The organism is Polynucleobacter sp. AP-Nino-20-G2 (assembly GCF_018688235.1).
Lineage (GTDB): Bacteria > Pseudomonadota > Gammaproteobacteria > Burkholderiales > Burkholderiaceae > Polynucleobacter.
In genome coordinates this window covers 182,768-200,784 of the sequence record NZ_CP061313.1, presented here as the reverse complement: position 1 = coordinate 200,784, position 18,017 = coordinate 182,768, and the positions used below count along the sequence as shown (strand labels likewise).

The following is an 18,017-nucleotide window of genomic DNA, read 5'->3' as shown; positions in this document are numbered from 1 at the left end:
TCAGAGCCGACATGTTCGATAAGATTCTGATTGCCAATCGCGGAGAGATCGCTCTCCGTATCCAACGCGCGTGCCGCGAGTTGGGAATTAAAACTGTTGTGGTGTACTCCACAGCAGACAAAGAAGCTAAATATGTGAAGCTGGCAGACGAGGCTGTTTGCATTGGGCCTGCGCCTTCACCATTAAGCTATCTCAATATGCCTGCGATTATTTCCGCGGCGGAAGTCACAGATGCCGAGGCGATTCATCCGGGTTACGGCTTCCTCTCTGAAAATGCCGACTTTGCAGAGCGCGTTGAGAAATCCGGCTTTGCCTTTATTGGACCTACAGCAGCATCCATTCGACTCATGGGTGACAAAGTTTCCGCCAAACGCGCCATGATTAAAGCTGGTGTTCCTTGTGTTCCGGGATCTGAGGGGGCCTTACCGGACAATCCAAAAGAAATTATTGCCACGGCAAAACGCGTTGGCTACCCAGTGATCATCAAAGCCGCTGGCGGCGGTGGTGGTCGCGGAATGCGGGTTGTTCATACAGAAGCTGCATTGCTCAATGCCGTAAACATGACTAAAGAAGAAGCTGGTCGTGCGTTCGGCAATCCTGAAGTCTATATGGAGAAGTTTCTAGAGAAACCTCGCCATGTGGAAATTCAGATTCTGGCTGATACCCATGGCAATGCCATTTGGTTGGGTGAGCGCGATTGCTCTATGCAACGTCGCCATCAAAAAGTGATTGAGGAAGCACCTGCTCCAGGCATCGATCGCCGTTTAATCGCCAAAATTGGTGAGCGCTGCGCAGAGGCATGCAGAAAAATTGGTTATCGCGGTGCAGGAACCTTTGAGTTCCTCTATGAAGATGGCGAATTCTTCTTTATCGAGATGAATACCCGTGTTCAAGTTGAGCACCCCGTCACCGAAATGATTACAGGCGTCGATATTGTTCAAGAGCAAATTCGCATCGCTGCTGGACTCAAATTAAGCTATCGCCAAAAAGATATCGTCTTCCGTGGCCATGCTATTGAGTGCCGCCTCAATGCGGAAGATCCATTTAAGTTCACACCAAGTCCAGGCCGCATTGGTTCTTTCCATATGCCTGGAGGCCCTGGAATTCGCGTTGATTCCCATGCCTATAGCGGCTATATGGTTCCATCGAACTACGATTCAATGATTGGCAAGCTGATTTCCTATGGCAATACTCGTGAACAAGCGATTCGCCGTATGCAAATCGCTCTCTCTGAGATGGTGATTGATGGCATCACTACGAATGTTCCTTTGCATCGTGAACTCATGCTCGACCCGAACTTCATCGAAGGCGGAACGAGCATTCACTACCTTGAACATCGTCTTGAAGAGCAAGCCGCTAGTCGCGGCAAGCCTTAAATCTAAGATTCATACTGATGCGGAAGATGCATGTCTTATCGTGAGCTAGTTTTCACAGTTCCAGCAGAGATTGCTGAGCCTTTAGGTGATGCTTTGCTGGAAGTGGGTGCACTTTCCGTAACGGTAGAGGATGATGCCGCCGGTGGATATGATGAAAATCCACTCTACGGTGAACCAGGACTTTCACCAGAAGTGCAAGCTTGGGATCGTTCTGCGGTTACAGCGCTATTTAATCCAGAGATTGACGACTCTGCTGCCGAAAACTTCATCCCTGAACTCCTCGCTGCTCTCCATGAAGCAGGATTTAAGCTTCCAGCGCCTCAAGAAAAGATTATTGAAGAACAAGATTGGGTGCGCTTAACGCAAAGTCAGTTCGCGCCGATTCAGATTGGAGAGCGCATTTGGGTGGTGCCATCTTGGCATGAATCACCAACAGATCCCAATGCCATTTGCTTGGCAGTCGATCCTGGATTGGCTTTTGGTACTGGCAGCCACCCAACCACGCATCTTTGCTTACTTTGGCTTGAACAAAATACGCAATTACAGAATCAAAGCCTGCTCGATTACGGCTGCGGCTCCGGAATTTTGGCTATTGCGGCAGCGAAATTGGGTTGCAATCCAGTGGTTGGAACCGACATCGACCCACAAGCGATGGTTGCGGCCCGCAGCAATGCTGAAATTAATAACACCGTGATTCGCTTTGTGCTTCCAAATGAGAACGCGCCAGAACTTGCAGCAGAAACTAAATACGACATCGTGATGGCTAATATTTTGGCCAACCCACTACAAGTTCTAGCCCCCGCCCTGGTTAACAAGATGCGTCCGGGTGGAAAAATTGTTTTATCTGGCGTTCTTGCACGTCAAGCTGATGAGGTCATTGCGACATACAGTCAATGGCTCACACTTTCTGTTTGGAAAGAGAGTGAAGGATGGGTCTGCCTACATGGGACTCTCACTGGCAACAGCAATAAAGCGCCAATGAGCGCAGCAAATACAGACTCACCTGACTTGGCTCAAAAAAAAAGTCTTAAATTCATTCTTTTAAGCGCTTTTATCTTGCTGCTGATCATCGTGGGCGAGCATCTTTCCAGAAATTCTTTATTGCCCGCACTTGCTACTCGCGTTGACGGAGACTCTCATCCTATTGCAGTAAGCGCTTTTTCCGCTTTACAGACAGTAGATGAAAAATTATGTCGTGCACTAGGATGCGTGAATCGCTCTGTAAGCGATTTTTCCGCTTGGAAAATAACTTCGGTCACTCTATCGCCTGAAAACGCGCGAGAGGGCCTCAAAAACGCTTCAAATCAATCCACACTACAAGTTGAAATACAAAATCGTCTTGCGATACCCGTTTTACTTCCAAATTTAGAAATTTCTCTCACTGATGCTGAAGAATCCGAAATCAAAACGATTCAATTCACGCCGCAAGAATGGCTTCCACAATCTTGGCAAGACTCGCACCCAGAATTTCTGCGTCAAGGGGCGCCTTCTGGTGAGATTTACCGCTTAGAACTTCCGCTTACCCTCCCGCAAAATGCTGCAGGCTACCGTGTCAGAGTTTTTTATCCTTAAATAGACTCCGAACCCTACTTAGAATCCCGCTTTAATTCATTTTTAAAAGAAAGTAATCATTTATGGCCAGCCTTATCTGCGGATCGATCGCTTACGACACGATCATGAACTTTGAAGGCAAATTTGCCGACCAGATTCTGCCAGAGCAAATTCATATTCTGAATGTTGCCTTCTTGGTTCCGACAATGCGCCGTGAATTTGGTGGTTGCGCAGGCAATATTGCCTACAACTTGAACCTACTTGGTGGCGACCCTATCATCATGGCAACTGTTGGTGGCGATGCCGCCCCGTATTTTGATCGCCTCAAGCAACTTCAAATCGATGCGACTCATATTCGCCAGATTGAACAAGCATTTACCGCTCAAGCCATGATCACCACCGATCAAGCCAACAATCAAATTACCGCCTTTCATCCCGGCGCAATGGGCGAATCTCATCTCAATCAAGTTGCTGCAGTAGTTGCAGAGCGTAGCCAAAACTCAAAGGGCGCCGCAAAATTTGGAATTGTTGCTCCAGACGGGCGTCAAGGTATGTGGGAACACTGCCATCAATTGGCTGAAGCAGGAATTCCATTTGTATTTGATCCAGGCCAAGGTTTGCCGATGTTTAACGGCCCTGAACTCTTAGAGCTAGTCGATATTGCAAGCTACCTGGCGGTAAACGACTATGAAGGGGAAATGCTTTCCCAAAGAACTGGCCTTAGCCTTGCAAAAGTTGCTGAAAGAGTAAAAGCTTTGATCGTCACCAAGGGGGCAGAAGGTGCGGACATTTACTTTGAAGGCAAATGCATTGCGATTCCACCAGTTCCAGCAGCAAAAGTAGTGGATCCAACAGGTTGCGGAGATGCTTTCCGTGGTGGACTGCTATTTGGACTGGAGAATGGCATGGACTGGGAAACCACTGGTCGACTAGCTAGCTTGATGGGTTCGATCAAAATCACACATCAAGGACCACAAAATCACCAAATGAGCAAAGATGAGATTGCCGCTCAATTTAAATCCGCCTTCGGATTTGCCCTCTAAAAACACGGCATTGCATTTCCGGTAATAAAAAAGGGATCTCGTGAGAGATCCCTTTGAACTTCACCCACCTAAAAGCCGAAGCTTATGGGCGTGTGCCAGTTGGGAAGGGCCAAGCAGCAGCTGGATTCAACGTTGTTGAAGCGGCAGCTTTTTTAGCCACGGACTTTTTTACAGCTTTGCCCGCTTTCTTCGCAGCAGGCTTACTTACTTTTTTTTTGCAACTTTACGAGCTACTTTTTTAGCAGCAGGCTTCTTAGCAGCAGCTTTTTTAGCTACTTTCTTAGCAGCAGGCTTCTTAGCAGCAGCTTTTTTAGCTACTTTCTTAGCAGCAGGCTTCTTAGCAGCAGCTTTTTTAGCTACTTTTTTAGCAGCAGGCTTCTTAGCAGCAGCTTTTTTAGCTACTTTTTTAGCAGCAGGCTTCTTAGCAACAGCTTTTTTAGCTACTTTTTTAGCAGCAGGCTTCTTAGCAGCTACTTTCTTAGCAGCAGGTTTCTTTGCAGCAACTTTTTTCTTGGCGATTGCCATAGTAATGCTCCTTCACGTGAGGATTAATACAAACTACCGATTAAGAAGACCCGACCATTCATTTCCGCCTGGTTTTGCAACCGATTGGATAAGACGAGCGAGCCATTCATCGGCGCGCGGCTTGATGCTAAGTGCTGCACGCTAATGAATCCTGGAAAAAAAGCCGTTGCCCCAAAGGACAACGGCTTCTTAAATTTGCTGGAAAAAACAGAGAGAATAGCCCAGACACCCTTGGACAAGGGTTTTCGGATTTGAGTCTGGTTTTGCTGACTTTTAAAACTGTCCAACCGTCTAATCTCCTATTTAGCCGGCTATGCGCTGTTTACCTAAACACTATTCCCAACTTAGCGCACCACCGGTTTGATACTCAATAACGCGTGTCTCAAAAAAGTTTCTCTCTTTTTTCAGATCAATCATTTCTGACATCCATGGGAATGGATTCTCTTCATTTGGGAACATCGCGTCAAGTCCTATTTGCAAACATCTACGATTACAGATGTATCTTAGGTAACCTTTGAACATCGGCGCGTTCAATCCGAGCACTCCACGAGGCATCGTATCTTCCGCATAACGGTACTCTAATTCAACCGCTTTTTCGAAGATCGCTTTAATCTCATCTTTGAACGCGGAAGTCCATAACTGCGGGTTCTCCAGCTTGATTTGATTAATTAAATCGATGCCAAAATTGCAGTGCATAGACTCATCGCGAAGGATGTATTGATACTGCTCAGCAGCACCCGTCATTTTGTTTTGACGACCCATTGCAAGTATTTGCGTAAAACCAACATAAAAGAACAAACCTTCCATCACACAAGCGAAAACAATGAGTGAACGCAGCAATGTTTGGTCAGTTTCTAATGTCCCGGTTTTGAAATTGGGGTTAGTTAGCACATCAATATAAGGAATAAGGAACTCATCTTTAGCGCGAATCGAGTCAATCTCGTGATACGCATTGAAGATTTCGCTCTGATCTAAACCCAAGGATTCCACAATATATTGATAGGCGTGAGTATGAATCGCCTCCTCAAACGCTTGGCGCAATAGGTATTGACGGCATTCTGGCGCAGTAATGTGGCGATAAGTACCCAAAACAATGTTGTTTGCCGCTAAAGAATCGGCTGTTGTGAAAAAGCCGAGATTGCGCTTAATGATGCGACGCTCATCTTCAGTTAAGCCATTGGGATCCTTCCAAAGCGCGATATCGCGATTCATATTGATCTCTTGTGGCATCCAATGGTTTGCACAACCAGCCAAATATTTCTCCCAAGCCCACTTATATTTAAATGGAACCAACTGATTCACGTCAGTCTTCGCATTAATGACGCGTTTATCAGCAGCATTGACGCGCAAAGCTGCGCCGCCCGCGAATGAAGCAGCTTGCACAGGTGCAGGCGCAACATCTTGAGGCGCTGCAATAGCAACTTGATCTGGCTGCTGCGCGCGCTGTGGCTCAACTACTGCTGGTTGCGGTGCAAGACCAGCTTTTGCTAGCGCGGGAGCAACTTCCTCTTCCCAATTCAACATAACTCTCTCCTAATTTTCACTATTCTCAATCAGCAAGCAAATGGCTTACTGACATGCTTCACATTCTTCAAAGCCAGCATCACCTGGGCGCATTGTGCAAACCGGACCGTCAGCTTCTTGTGCAGCTGCGGCATCAGTGCCATTCAAACCACCGCCACTAGATACCGCGTTTAACTGACCGCTGGCAACCGTTGATTTCTCAACGTGCGTTGCTGCCATCGTACGGAGGTAGTAGGTTGTCTTCAAACCGCGCAACCATGCCAACTTATAAGTATCATCCAATTTCTTGCCAGATGCGCCACCCATGTAAATATTGAGTGACTGCGCTTGGTCAATCCACTTCTGACGACGTGAAGCAGCCTCAACCAACCAGCTTGGCTCCACTTCAAATGCAGTCGCGTACAAATCACGCAAATCTTGTGGAACGCGATCAATCTTGGACAAAGTACCGTCAAAGTACTTTAGGTCGGCAATCATGACCTCATCCCACAGGCCGCGATCTTTCAAATCACGCACCAAGTACTCGTTTACCACTGTGAATTCACCTGACAGGTTGGATTTCACGAACAAGTTCTGGAATGTAGGCTCGATACAAGCTGACACGCCAATGATATTGGAGATTGTCGCTGTCGGTGCAATCGCCACACAATTGGAGTTACGCATACCGTATTGCTTGATACGTGCACGCAAACCATCCCAATTCATGGTGGAAGAGCTATCTACCTCAAGATAACCGCCACGCTCAGCTGCCAACATCGCTACTGAATCTTGCGGCAGAATACCGCGATCCCACAATGAACCTTTGTATGTGCTGTACACGCCACGCTCTTCAGCGAGCTCATTAGAGGCTTGGTATGCGTAGTAACACACTGCTTCCATTGAAGTGTCCGCAAACTTCACTGCCTCATCGCTAGCGTAAGGAATACGTTGCATATGCAAGCAATCCTGGAAGCCCATGATGCCCATACCGACCGGACGGTGCTTTAAATTGGAATTACGCGCTTTAGCAACAGCGTAGTAATTGATATCAATTACGTTATCCAGCATGCGCATTGCAGTACGAATTGTTCTTTGGAGCTTCTCGTGATCCAAAATCATCTTGCCAGATGCATCCGTAGTCATGTGCGCAGTTAAGTTCACAGAACCTAAGTTACATACAGCGATTTCGCTCTCGTTTGTATTGAGGGTAATCTCAGTACACAAGTTAGAAGAGTGAACCACACCGATATGCTGTTGTGGGCTACGAATATTGCAAGGATCTTTAAATGTGATCCATGGATGACCAGTTTCAAACAACATACCCAACATCTTGCGCCACAATTGTTGCGCAGGAATACGGCGGAATGGTTTCAATTCACCAGCATCTGCTTTTTTCTCATAGGTAACATATGCCTCTTCAAAAGCCTTGCCGTATTTGTCATGCAAATCAGGCGTGTTTGAAGGTGAGAACAATGTCCAATCGCCACCTTCCATCACGCGCTTCATGAACAAGTCAGGAATCCAATTGGAGGTATTCATGTCATGCGTACGACGACGGTCATCACCAGTGTTCTTACGCAACTCCAAGAACTCCTCAATATCCAAGTGCCATGTCTCTAAGTAGGCACAAACCGCACCCTTACGCTTACCACCTTGGTTCACTGCAACGGCTGTGTCATTTACCACCTTGAGGAATGGCACAACACCTTGTGATTTACCGTTAGTGCCTTTGATATGACTTCCCAGAGCACGAACGTTAGTCCAGTCATTACCCAAACCGCCAGCAAACTTAGATAAGAGTGCATTCTCTTTCAACGCTTCGTAGATGCCATCAAGATCATCATCCACTGTAGTCAGGTAGCAGCTAGACAACTGTGGGCGTGTTGTTGCAGAGTTAAATAACGTTGGCGTGCTGGACATGAAATCAAATGTAGACAGGATTTCATAGAACTCGATTGCACGACGCTCGCGATCCAACTCATTCAAGGACAAGCCCATCGCAACGCGCATGAAGAAAGCCTGTGGCATTTCAATGCGACGATCTTCAATATGCAAGAAGTAGCGGTCATACAAAGTTTGCAAACCAAGGTAGTTGAACTGCAAGTCACGGCTAGCGTTCAATGCCGCAGCCAAACGCGGGAGATCAAACTCACGCATACGTGGATCTAACAACTCAGCAGAAATACCTTCGTTAATGTACTTAGCGAAATACGTGCTGTACTCAGCTTGCATATCGCCTTGCAATACTTCGCGACCTAAAATTTCTTTGCGGATCACGTGCATCAAGATGCGCGCAGTTACCTGGCTATATGCAGGATCTTTTTCAATCAATGTGCGTGATGCCAAAATTGCTGAGTCATACACTTGAGCCATTGGCACGCCATCGTACAAATTCTTGATAGTTTCAGTGATGATTGGGCTTGCATCAATATGGGTTCCCAAACCTTCACAAGCAGCCTCGATGATGGTGCGCAACGCAGCCATATCCAACCGCTTCTCTACACCGTTGTCGGTTACCTTGAGACCTGATTCGCCGGCTTGAGTCGCCGCTTGAGTTTCTTGTGCAATACCCTGCTGTGTAGCACGCTCTTGATTACGCTTTTCACGATAAAGAACATAAGCACGAGCAACGTTATGCTCGCCACTGCGCATCAAAGCCAACTCGACCTGATCTTGAATATCTTCAATGTGGAAAGTTCCACCATTTGGACGGCTACGCAACAATGCGCGAACCACTGAATGCGTCAATTGCTCAACTTGTTCACGTACACGAGCAGAAGCAGCGCCTTGACCGCCATTAACCGCCAAAAATGCCTTGGTTACAGCAATCGCGATTTTGGATGGCTCAAATGCAACTACCGAACCATTGCGGCGAATAATTTTGTAATCAGACAATTGGGTCGCCTGACTGCCGCCAACTCCACCAGCAACAAAGCCGGCTGAAGGTGCTTGATTCATGGATTCTGAGGGATTCATTCCCGGATTATTTGTGCCGGCAGTCTGTCCTGCTGTCTGTGGGTTGGCATATGTCATATTTTTCCTGCTTATATATAGTTATTTGGACAAAAAAACGTTAAAAAACAATGGGGTATTGCTGTATTCAAACACTACATCTAGTGTCTCGAAGTGCATTTGGTACTAAGTATAGGGAAATATTCGGAAATTAGTAAGTCATTTCTGATGAATATTTATAAGTATTTTTCCTAGGTTTTCCAACAATTTAGGAATCATTTTGGTGCGTATTTTTCAGCCCTTTTTAGCTAAAGGGCAAGAAAGTAAGCGTATGCTCACATACTAATTATCAACCCTAGCGTGAATGCAATCCGAAGGGTAATTTATCGACAGAAATGTCGGCTTTGGCCTGAAATTTTTCCCAATCAAACTGAATGCCAGGGTCAGTCTTTCTTCCTGGGGCGATATCACTGTGCCCTGCAAAATGCAGATTTGGATAGATAGCCTGAAGTTCGCTGGTTAGCTTGGCAAGCGCTTGATATTGAATATCTTCGAAGGGATGGTCAGAATCTCCCTCCAACTCCACTCCAATTGAAAAGTCATTGCACTTCTCGCGCCCGAAAAAAGAGGACAGACCAGCATGCCAGGCCTTATTTTGAGTGGAAACAAACTGAAACACCTCACCCTGCCTAGAGATTAAAAAATGACTAGACACCTTTTGCTCTGCGATTTCTTGGAAATAGGGATGCAACGATGAATCAAGCTTGTTTTGAAAAAAATCCACAATAAACCCAGTGCAATTACGATCCACAAAGCCGCCTGGTGGCAAGCTAATGTGATGAATCACTAGTAAATCAGGATCTACACCCTGGGGTCGAGAGTCTTGATTTGGTGAAAGTCTCCAAGCAGCAGACCCCAACCAACCTGTCGCATCTAAAGATTGCAAATGGGCTTGCGAACAATAAAAGCACTTCTCTCTCGCAATCGCATCTGACTTGGGCAGATGAACGGAGCAATATTGACATTGCACCATTACTTCTGGGTCGGGGATCTTGGCCTGCTTAGCGCTTGCCTTGTTAGCCTGCTCGCTATCAAACTGAACCTGCTTTTTCCCTTTCAGCCAAAGGTAAAAAATGGCAGCAAGGCTAAATAGAAAAAGCCACTTGATCAAAGCATCACGCTCTTTGAAGGATGACTTCTAAAACAAAACGGCTGCCAACATAGGCTAGCAACAAGGCGGTATAGGCGCTCAGGACCCAGCGAACCGCAACGCGCCCCCGCAGACCAACACGCCAACGAGCAATCAACAGGCCGGAAAATAAAACCCATGAGATCAAGGCAAAAATAGTTTTGTGGTCAAAGACCAAGGGCTTGCCAAATAGCGTTTGCGAAAATAACAAACCCGAAAACACCGTCAAACTGAGCAGTGCCACGCCAACATAGAGCAAATTAAATAAAAGACTTTCCATTGTCATTAAAGGAGGTAGGCCCTCGAGACAGCGAGCTACTCGCCCGTTTGGAATCACCGCAAGCTGGCGATGTAAAGCGCGATCTTGCACGCTCATCAACATGGCATGTAAAGCCGCAAGACTTAATAAACCAACTGAAATGGTGGCCACAATAAAGTGCCCTTTGAACCAAGGATCGGATACCGCCTTTGGAGAAATTACAGTGCCAGTAAAGATCGCGGGCAATACTGAGCAGATCAGGGCAAAACATAAGACGAGCCAGCGCAAGCTAGAAATAGGCAGAAACCAAGCCTGAAACCAATAAAAAGCGAGTCCAACCCAGGCAATTAAGGAAAGATCTTGGGCAAAGCCGAATACAAACCCTTGAGGCGTAAAGACCGAGTCATGCAACTGAATCCCATGAACCACCAAAATAAATAAAATCGCAATCTGGATCACGCCAGCAAAAGCGGTAGACTCCATCTTTTTCTCTGTTCTTGAACCCAAAAAGAGCAAAAGAAGCAAATAAAGTGCTGATGGCAGCCATGCGGAACTTGAGTAACCTAAAATATCCATCTGGAAAGTCTAATCGATAAATGCTAGAGAATCTCACCGACCGCCTATCTCGTGTTGTTAAAACAATGCGGGGGCAAGCTCGCCTCACCGAAAGCAATACCGCGGAAATGCTCCGCGAGATCCGGCTCGCCTTACTAGAGGCCGACGTAGCGCTGCCGGTGGTGAAGTCACTACTCGAACAAATTAAGTTTAAAGCCCTTGGCGAAGAAGTGGTTGGCAGTTTAAGTCCCGGCCAGGCCTTGGTAGGCGTTGTGCAGCGTGAACTCGCCCAAGTCATGCGTGGCGATACAACGCAAAGTGGGGAGCTCAACTTAGCCACCCAACCACCAGCAGTGATTTTGATGGCAGGCCTACAAGGTGCCGGTAAAACCACCTCGGTTGGTAAGCTCACCAAATTTCTTCAGGAAAAGAAGAAAAAGAAAGTGCTGACAGTTTCTTGCGACGTCTACCGCCCTGCCGCGATTGAGCAGCTAGAAACCGTCACCAAACAAGTTGGCGCTGAATTCTTCCCCAGCAATATCAACCAAAAGCCAAGCGAGATCGCTGCATCCGCATTAGATTGGGCTCGTCGCCACTACTTTGATGTCTTGCTAGTAGATACAGCAGGTCGCTTAGGTATCGATGAAGCATTGATGCAAGAAATTAAGACTTTGCATGCCAATCTCAATCCGATTGAGACCCTATTCGTAGTGGATGCCATGCTGGGTCAAGATGCTGTGAATACAGCCAAAGCATTCCATGAAGCACTCCCATTAACAGGCGTCATTCTCACCAAATTGGATGGCGACTCACGCGGTGGTGCCGCCCTCTCCGTTCGTCAAGTTACTGGAGTGCCACTCAAATTTATCGGCGTGGCCGAAAAAATGGATGGCCTTGAAGCATTCGATGCGGATCGCATGGCCAATCGTATTTTGGGTATGGGCGATATCCTGGCACTGGTTGAGCAAGCCCAACAGAACGTTGATGTAGCCAAAGCAGAAAAATTAGCAAGCAAGATTTCGAAGGGTGGGTTTGATCTAGGTGACTTCAGAGATCAACTCGCACAGATGCAACAGATGGGTGGCATGGCTAGTTTGATGGATAAATTGCCCAGCCATATGGCGCAGGCAGCCTCCAAAACAAACTTAAGTGCAGCCGACAAACAAACGCGACGCATGCGCGGCATTATTGATAGCATGACGCCAAAAGAACGCGCCAAACCGGAGTTACTCAAAGCGACTCGGAAGCGTCGTATTGCAGCGGGTGCCGGTGTTGAGGTTCAAGAAGTCAATCGCCTACTGGCGCAGTTTGAACAAATGCAAACGATGATGAAGCAATTCAAAGGCGGAAAGATGGCGCGCACCATGGCCTCAATGGCCGCAAAAGGAGCCGCCAAAGGACTTGGCGGACTCTTTAAAAAATAATAGTGAGCGGTAACGCAGCTTAAGAAACGAATTTCTTAGCTGCTTCGACCGCAGCAATCACTTTCGCTTTAATTTCTGACAGCGGAATGTTTTCAGATTCAACATCAGTGCGGCCTTTGAATTCCACTTGAGAATCCGCCAAACCGCGATCGCCAATGACCACTCGGAATGGCACGCCAATCAATTCCCAGTCAGCAAACATCGCCCCAGGTCTTTCACCGCGATCATCCAACACCACATCAATACCAGCAGCGATGAGGTCATCATGCAATTGATCAGCGGCAACTTTTACCGCTTCGGATTTGTCGTAACCCATCGGGCAAATGACCACCTCAAATGGCGCCATTGAAATAGGCCAAATAATGCCGCGCTCATCATGACCCTGCTCAATCGCAGCGCCCAGTAGGCGTGTAACACCAATGCCGTAACAACCCATCACCATAGGCTGCGCCTTACCCTGCTGATCAAGATAAGTGCAACCCATTGCTTCAGAATACCTTGTACCCAATTGGAATACGTGACCCACTTCAATGCCACGGCAAATATCTACAACACCTTTGCCATCGGGAGAGGCATCACCAACAACGGCATTACGCAAATCCATCACCAAAGGCTCAGGCAAATCACGGCCCCAGTTGACGCCAATGAAATGATGACCAGCTTCATTAGCACCACACACAAAGTCAGACATATTCGCCACGGTACGATCAGCAACTACAGTCACATCGGCACTAACACCAACAGGACCTAAGTAGCCCGCAGGGGCATTACATGCTTGCTTAATCTCAGCCTCACTTGCAAAGCGTGATTCCGCCATACCAGGAATCTTGCTCGCTTTGATTTCATTCAACTCATGATCGCCACGTACTAAGACCATAAATAATTTTGCTGGACCCTCTTCTTGATCTGCCGCAAACAATAAAGACTTCACTGTTTGCTCAAGCGGTAGATTTAAGAACTTCGCCACATCAGCACAATTTGTCTTGTCGGGGGTTGGGGTTTTAGTGATTACCTGAGTAGCAGCTGCACGTGCCGCGATTAAAGAGAGTGACTCGGCAGCCTCAAGATTAGCCGCGTAATCTGAAGTGGGGCAATACACAATCGCATCTTCGCCGGTATCCGCAATCACATGAAACTCTTGACTACCCGATCCACCAATCGCACCGTTATCAGCTGTTACTGCGCGGAACTTTAAGCCCATACGCTTAAAGATACGAGTGTAGGCATCAAACATCGTTTGATAAGACTTCTTCAGACCTTCAGTATCTCGATCAAATGAGTACGCATCCTTCATGCTGAATTCACGGCCGCGCATAATTCCAAAACGTGGACGACGCTCATCGCGGAACTTTGTTTGGATCTGATAAAAATTGACTGGGAGCTGTTTGTAGCTCTTGATTTCATTTCTTGCTAAATCCGTGACCACCTCTTCCGAAGTTGGCTGAATCAAAAAGTCACGATCATGTCGGTCTTTGATACGAAGCAACTCTGGCCCCATCTTTTCCCAGCGACCAGTCTCTTGCCATAATTCCGCAGGCTGAATCATTGGCATGAGCAACTCAATCGCGCCAGCACGATTCATCTCTTCGCGAATAATGTTTTCCACCTTACGGATTGACTTTAAACCCAGGGGCAAATAGTTATAAACGCCCGCACTGAGTTTGCGAATTAAACCGGCGCGCACCATGAGCTTGTGCGAAACCACCTCAGCGTCAGAGGGGGCTTCTTTTAGCGTGGCGAGAAATGACTGTGAGGCTTTCATGTATGGATATAATCAAATCATTGATTTTAAAGGATTTGAGGCACGATCATGCTTGACCGTGAAGGGTATCGACCCAATGTCGGCATAGTCCTCCTCAATAGCCGCAACGAGGTTTTCTGGGGAAAACGCGTTGGGCAGCATTCGTGGCAGTTCCCGCAGGGCGGGATTCAGCATGGTGAAAGCCCTGAGCAGGCCATGTACCGCGAATTGCATGAGGAAGTAGGCTTGCTGCCAGAACATGTCCAAATTATTGGACGGACTAGGGATTGGCTTCGCTACGACGTCCCTGAGGAGTTCCTGCGCCGCCAACACGCAACCAGAACCAACCGCGCCAGCTATCGCGGCCAAAAACAAATTTGGTTTTTACTGCGCTTAGTGGGCTTGGATAGTGATATTCACCTGCGAGCCTCAGAACACCCTGAATTTGATGCATGGCGCTGGGTTCCATTCTGGATTCAGCTCGATTCAGTGATTGATTTCAAGCGCGAGGTCTATCAATTGGCGCTTTCCGAGTTGGCGCGCTACCTTTCTCGCGGCCTGCGCATGCAACAGCTTGCCTGGGGCTCCCCCTTAGACCTCTTCCAATCCCTCTACGCAGGTGAAGAAGATCCCGCTAAAGATGTAAAACCCAACGAAAAGCCCCAATGAAAACCTCCCTACGCCACCTTCAATTTTGCTCAATCAGCTTAGCCTTGAGCATGGGTCTACTTGGTTGCGCAGGAGATCCACTGGAAAGCGGCGTTGATCCATTTGCGCCAATGGTGTTTAAAGAGGGGGCTACTGCAATGCCTTTAAATCCCCCCAATCAATCCACCATCCAGCCCTTCTACGTCTCTTCACAGACAATCTTTAAGTTTGCGGTGGACACCGACTCCATTTTGATCGGTAATGATGGCATCACTAGATATACCGTCATTCTGACCAGCCCCAATGGAAATACCCAAACGCAATACGAAGGCATTCGCTGCGACTCCTTCCAGTGGCGCCTGTATGGCACATTTGAAAATGGTGCATGGAAAGAAAATCCACTCTCTACTTGGCGAGCTATTCAGGATCACACGCCAAATCGTTATCAAGCGGCATTAGCGCAAGGCGCGCTCTGCAATTTCAATACCCAAGAGAAAAATCTCAAAACGGTTATTCAATCTCTTAACCCTAATGCATTTACAGGCGGCACGAAGCCCACCAACTCATTCGGGGTAATGAACTAAATTTTGTATTAAGGGAAGGAGGCGCGTCTGTAGGAGTTAAGACGCGGCTAAAAAGGTACCGATTTTCTCGCCATTCATTAAGCGAGTGAGTACATTAGGCTCACGGCCAGAAGCAATGATGGTTGAGGCACCAGTTTGAGCGGCAACCTTTGCCGCCAAAACTTTAGTCAACATGCCACCCTTGCTAAGTTCGCTCGCAGCACCTCCGGCCATTTTTTCGAGGGCAAGATCTCCTGCAATGGCATCGCTCAATAAAGTTGCTGTGGCATCTTGACGTGGATCGGCAGTGAACAATCCCCCTTGGTCAGTCAGAATCACTAACAAATCAGCATGAATTAAATTGGTTACTAAAGCGGCCAAGCTATCGTTATCGCCGAACTTGATTTCATCAGTAACAACAGTGTCATTTTCATTAATGATGGGAACTACACCAAGCTTTAACAAAGTATCTAAGGTAGCCTTCGCATTCGCATTACGCTCTGGATGCGCTAAGTCAGCATTCGTTAAGAGAATCTGAGCACTACGAAGATTGAAGCGCGCAAAGCAACTCTCATACACCTGCACTAAGCCCATTTGACCAACAGCAGCAGCCGCTTGCAGCTGATGAATTTCTTGCGGACGCTTAGCCCAACCTAAACGTTGCATACCCTCCGCAATCGCACCAGAGCTCACCATCAATACTTGGTGGCCAGCACCCAATAAGGCTGCCATCTGTTCAGCCCACATTGCGATCGCAGCATGATCCAAGCCTTCGCCATTATTAGTGACGAGACTAGAGCCCACTTTCACAACAATTCGTTTAGCTTTTTGCGCAGTCATATCAGTTGAGCATATCAAATGAAATTAATCTGGTGTTTTGTCTTCTGACTGAGTCTGATAACGCGGATCAGCAGCACGCTCATCAGCATCATCGCGATCTTTACGAGCAGAGTCCAAATAATCTTGCAACGAGTAACAAAGCTTATCGCAACCCATCCCAGTTAAAGCGGAGATCTCAAATACGGGACCCTTCCACTTAAACTTTTTAATAAAGTCCGCAACTACTTTTTTGCGATCTTCCTCGGGAATCATATCGACCTTGTTGAGCACCAACCAGCGAGGCTTTTCAACCAGCGCTTCATCGTACTTGCGCAATTCATTCACAATCGCATTTGCGTCGGCTACGGGATCGACATTCTCATCAAATGGAGCAATATCAACCAAATGTAGCAACACGCCAGTGCGCTGCAAATGTCTTAAGAAGCGATGGCCTAAGCCGGCACCTTCCGCAGCACCTTCAATCAAACCGGGAATATCCGCAATCACAAAGCTACGCTCGCTACCAACGCGCACCACGCCTAAATTTGGATGCAAAGTTGTAAAAGGATAATCCGCAATTTTTGGACGAGCGTTGGAGACGGCGGTAATCAATGTGGATTTACCGGCATTTGGCATGCCCAATAAACCAACGTCTGCCAATACCTTAAGCTCTAACTTTAATTTACGACGCTCGCCTGGTTTGCCATTGGTCTTCTGACGAGGAGCGCGATTCGTACTGCTCTTAAAGTGGATATTTCCCCAGCCACCAACCCCGCCCTGCGCCAAACAAAGACGCTCGCCATGGGTAGTTAAATCAGCGATCGGTTCACCAGTTTCATAGTCAGAAATAATCGTTCCAACCGGCATACGCAATTCAATATCATCGCCCGCGCGGCCATAGCAATCTGCACCACGACCTGGCTCACCATTTTTAGCAGTGTGCGTTTTCGCATAACGGTAATCAATCAGCGTATTGATGTTGCGATCCGCGGTAGCCCAAACGCTGCCGCCTTTACCGCCATCGCCACCATCGGGGCCGCCAAATTCAATAAACTTTTCGCGGCGCATGGAGGCACTCCCGGCGCCACCTTGGCCAGCTATGACTTCAATACGAGCTTCGTCTATAAATTTCATGAATAAAAAAGGCCTCGCTACTGCGAGGCCTGTTCCTAAGAGTTAAATTCGGAATAAATCTGAATCAAACGTGTCTCAGTCAGGCGTCTTATGAACGCGGGAGAACTGAAACCTGGGCCTTCTTCAAAGCACCCTTAACGCCAAATTCCACTTGTCCGTCAATTAAAGCGAACAAAGTGTGATCTTTACCAATACCAACGTTTGCACCCGGATGAACTCGTGTACCGCGTTGACGAATGATGATGCTGCCAGCATTAATATGCTCGCCGCCAAATACCTTAACGCCTAAGCGTTTCGATTCTGAGTCGCGGCCATTTCGTGTCGAGCCGCCGCCTTTTTTCTGTGCCATATCTTTCTCCTGCTATTTAGCCGTTAGCCTAAATTAGGCTTTAATCGTGTTAATCAGAATTTCTGTGTAATTCTGACGATGGCCTTGGTGCTTTTGATAATGCTTGCGACGGCGCATCTTAAAGATTGTCACTTTATCGTGACGTCCCTGGGAGACGACAGTGGCCATCACAGCTGCACCATTAACCAATGGATCACCCAATTTGAGTGAAGCGCCTTCGCCTACGGCGAGGACTTGGTCAAGAGTGATTTCGCTGCCGATTTCCGCTGGTATCTGTTCTATTTTCAATTTTTCGCCTGCAGCAACTTTATACTGTTTGCCACCGGTTTTTATGACCGCGTACATGGTTTGAAACCTCAATTAATATCTACATTTAAGCTAATCCA

Annotated in this window: 14 protein-coding genes and 3 pseudogenes; 7 read left to right on the top strand and 10 right to left on the bottom strand. The window is 47.4% G+C overall.

The features are described from left to right. The first annotated feature begins 11 nt into the window (after nt 1-11). From accC to FD960_RS01075, 4 genes and pseudogenes are all read left to right on the top strand, one after another. Nucleotides 12-1,376 carry an acetyl-CoA carboxylase biotin carboxylase subunit gene (accC, locus tag FD960_RS01085; protein WP_062308011.1) on the top strand — a complete coding sequence of 455 codons (1,365 nt, stop codon included), beginning with the start codon at nt 12-14 and terminating at the stop codon, nt 1,374-1,376. A 30-nt stretch (nt 1,377-1,406) separates the two neighbouring features. Continuing rightward, a pseudogene (prmA, locus tag FD960_RS10460) lies at nt 1,407-2,327 on the top strand (50S ribosomal protein L11 methyltransferase); the annotation flags it as partial. 27 nt (nt 2,328-2,354) lie between these two features. Next, on the top strand, nt 2,355-2,948 hold the full coding sequence (locus FD960_RS10455) for a DUF3426 domain-containing protein (RefSeq protein ID WP_251369862.1): 594 nt from the start codon (nt 2,355-2,357) through the stop codon (nt 2,946-2,948). A 62-nt stretch (nt 2,949-3,010) separates the two neighbouring features. After that, entirely contained in the window at nt 3,011-3,970 is a 960-nt protein-coding gene (locus tag FD960_RS01075; protein ID WP_215299320.1) for a carbohydrate kinase family protein, read from the top strand. Between the two features lie 82 nt (nt 3,971-4,052). Here FD960_RS01075 and FD960_RS01070 read toward each other — a convergent pair. From FD960_RS01070 to FD960_RS01050, 5 genes and pseudogenes are all read right to left on the bottom strand, one after another. Then, nucleotides 4,053-4,495: pseudogene (locus FD960_RS01070) on the bottom strand (histone). 333 nt (nt 4,496-4,828) lie between these two features. Next, nucleotides 4,829-6,019, bottom strand: coding sequence for a ribonucleotide-diphosphate reductase subunit beta (locus FD960_RS01065; protein WP_215299319.1), 1,191 nt, complete (start codon nt 6,017-6,019; stop codon nt 4,829-4,831). 45 nt (nt 6,020-6,064) lie between these two features. After that, nucleotides 6,065-8,974, bottom strand: coding sequence for a ribonucleoside-diphosphate reductase subunit alpha (locus tag FD960_RS01060; RefSeq protein ID WP_371817447.1), 2,910 nt, complete (start codon nt 8,972-8,974; stop codon nt 6,065-6,067). Nucleotides 8,975-9,305: 331 nt separating this feature from the next. Beyond that, a complete protein-coding gene (gene ampD / locus FD960_RS01055) occupies nt 9,306-10,121 on the bottom strand; it encodes a 1,6-anhydro-N-acetylmuramyl-L-alanine amidase AmpD (RefSeq protein ID WP_256441752.1) in 816 nt (271 codons plus the stop codon). Between the two features lie 4 nt (nt 10,122-10,125). Further along, nucleotides 10,126-10,974 carry an inner membrane protein YpjD gene (locus tag FD960_RS01050; protein ID WP_215299317.1) on the bottom strand — a complete coding sequence of 283 codons (849 nt, stop codon included), beginning with the start codon at nt 10,972-10,974 and terminating at the stop codon, nt 10,126-10,128. Nucleotides 10,975-10,994: 20 nt separating this feature from the next. On the opposite strand from FD960_RS01050, the gene ffh reads away from it, so the two are divergent. Then, entirely contained in the window at nt 10,995-12,377 is a 1,383-nt protein-coding gene (gene ffh, locus FD960_RS01045) for a signal recognition particle protein (RefSeq protein ID WP_215299316.1), read from the top strand. Nucleotides 12,378-12,396: 19 nt separating this feature from the next. Here ffh and FD960_RS01040 read toward each other — a convergent pair whose 3' ends face one another. Continuing rightward, nucleotides 12,397-14,139 (bottom strand): proline--tRNA ligase, encoded by a 1,743-nt coding sequence (locus tag FD960_RS01040; protein ID WP_215299315.1) that lies wholly within the window; start codon nt 14,137-14,139, stop codon nt 12,397-12,399. Nucleotides 14,140-14,187: 48 nt separating this feature from the next. Between FD960_RS01040 and FD960_RS01035 the strand changes: the two genes are divergently transcribed. Further along, nucleotides 14,188-14,787 (top strand): RNA pyrophosphohydrolase, encoded by a 600-nt coding sequence (locus FD960_RS01035; RefSeq protein ID WP_215299314.1) that lies wholly within the window; start codon nt 14,188-14,190, stop codon nt 14,785-14,787. Further along, on the top strand, nt 14,784-15,350 hold the full coding sequence (locus tag FD960_RS01030) for a CNP1-like family protein (protein WP_215299313.1): 567 nt from the start codon (nt 14,784-14,786) through the stop codon (nt 15,348-15,350). Before FD960_RS01035 ends, FD960_RS01030 begins: the two co-directional genes overlap by 4 nt. A 42-nt stretch (nt 15,351-15,392) precedes the next feature. Here the strand turns inward: FD960_RS01030 and proB are convergent. The 4 genes and pseudogenes from proB to rplU form a co-directional block, all read right to left on the bottom strand. Then, nucleotides 15,393-16,169: pseudogene (proB, locus tag FD960_RS01025) on the bottom strand (glutamate 5-kinase); the annotation flags it as partial. A gap of 24 nt (nt 16,170-16,193) precedes the next feature. Then, complete coding sequence (gene obgE / locus FD960_RS01020) at nt 16,194-17,282, bottom strand: Obg family GTPase CgtA (RefSeq protein WP_215299311.1); 1,089 nt, start codon at nt 17,280-17,282, stop codon at nt 16,194-16,196. Nucleotides 17,283-17,370: 88 nt separating this feature from the next. After that, complete coding sequence (gene rpmA, locus FD960_RS01015; protein ID WP_011902041.1) at nt 17,371-17,631, bottom strand: 50S ribosomal protein L27; 261 nt, start codon at nt 17,629-17,631, stop codon at nt 17,371-17,373. Between the two features lie 33 nt (nt 17,632-17,664). Next, nucleotides 17,665-17,976 carry a 50S ribosomal protein L21 gene (rplU, locus tag FD960_RS01010; RefSeq protein ID WP_041484800.1) on the bottom strand — a complete coding sequence of 104 codons (312 nt, stop codon included), beginning with the start codon at nt 17,974-17,976 and terminating at the stop codon, nt 17,665-17,667. Nucleotides 17,977-18,017: the final 41 nt, after the last annotated feature.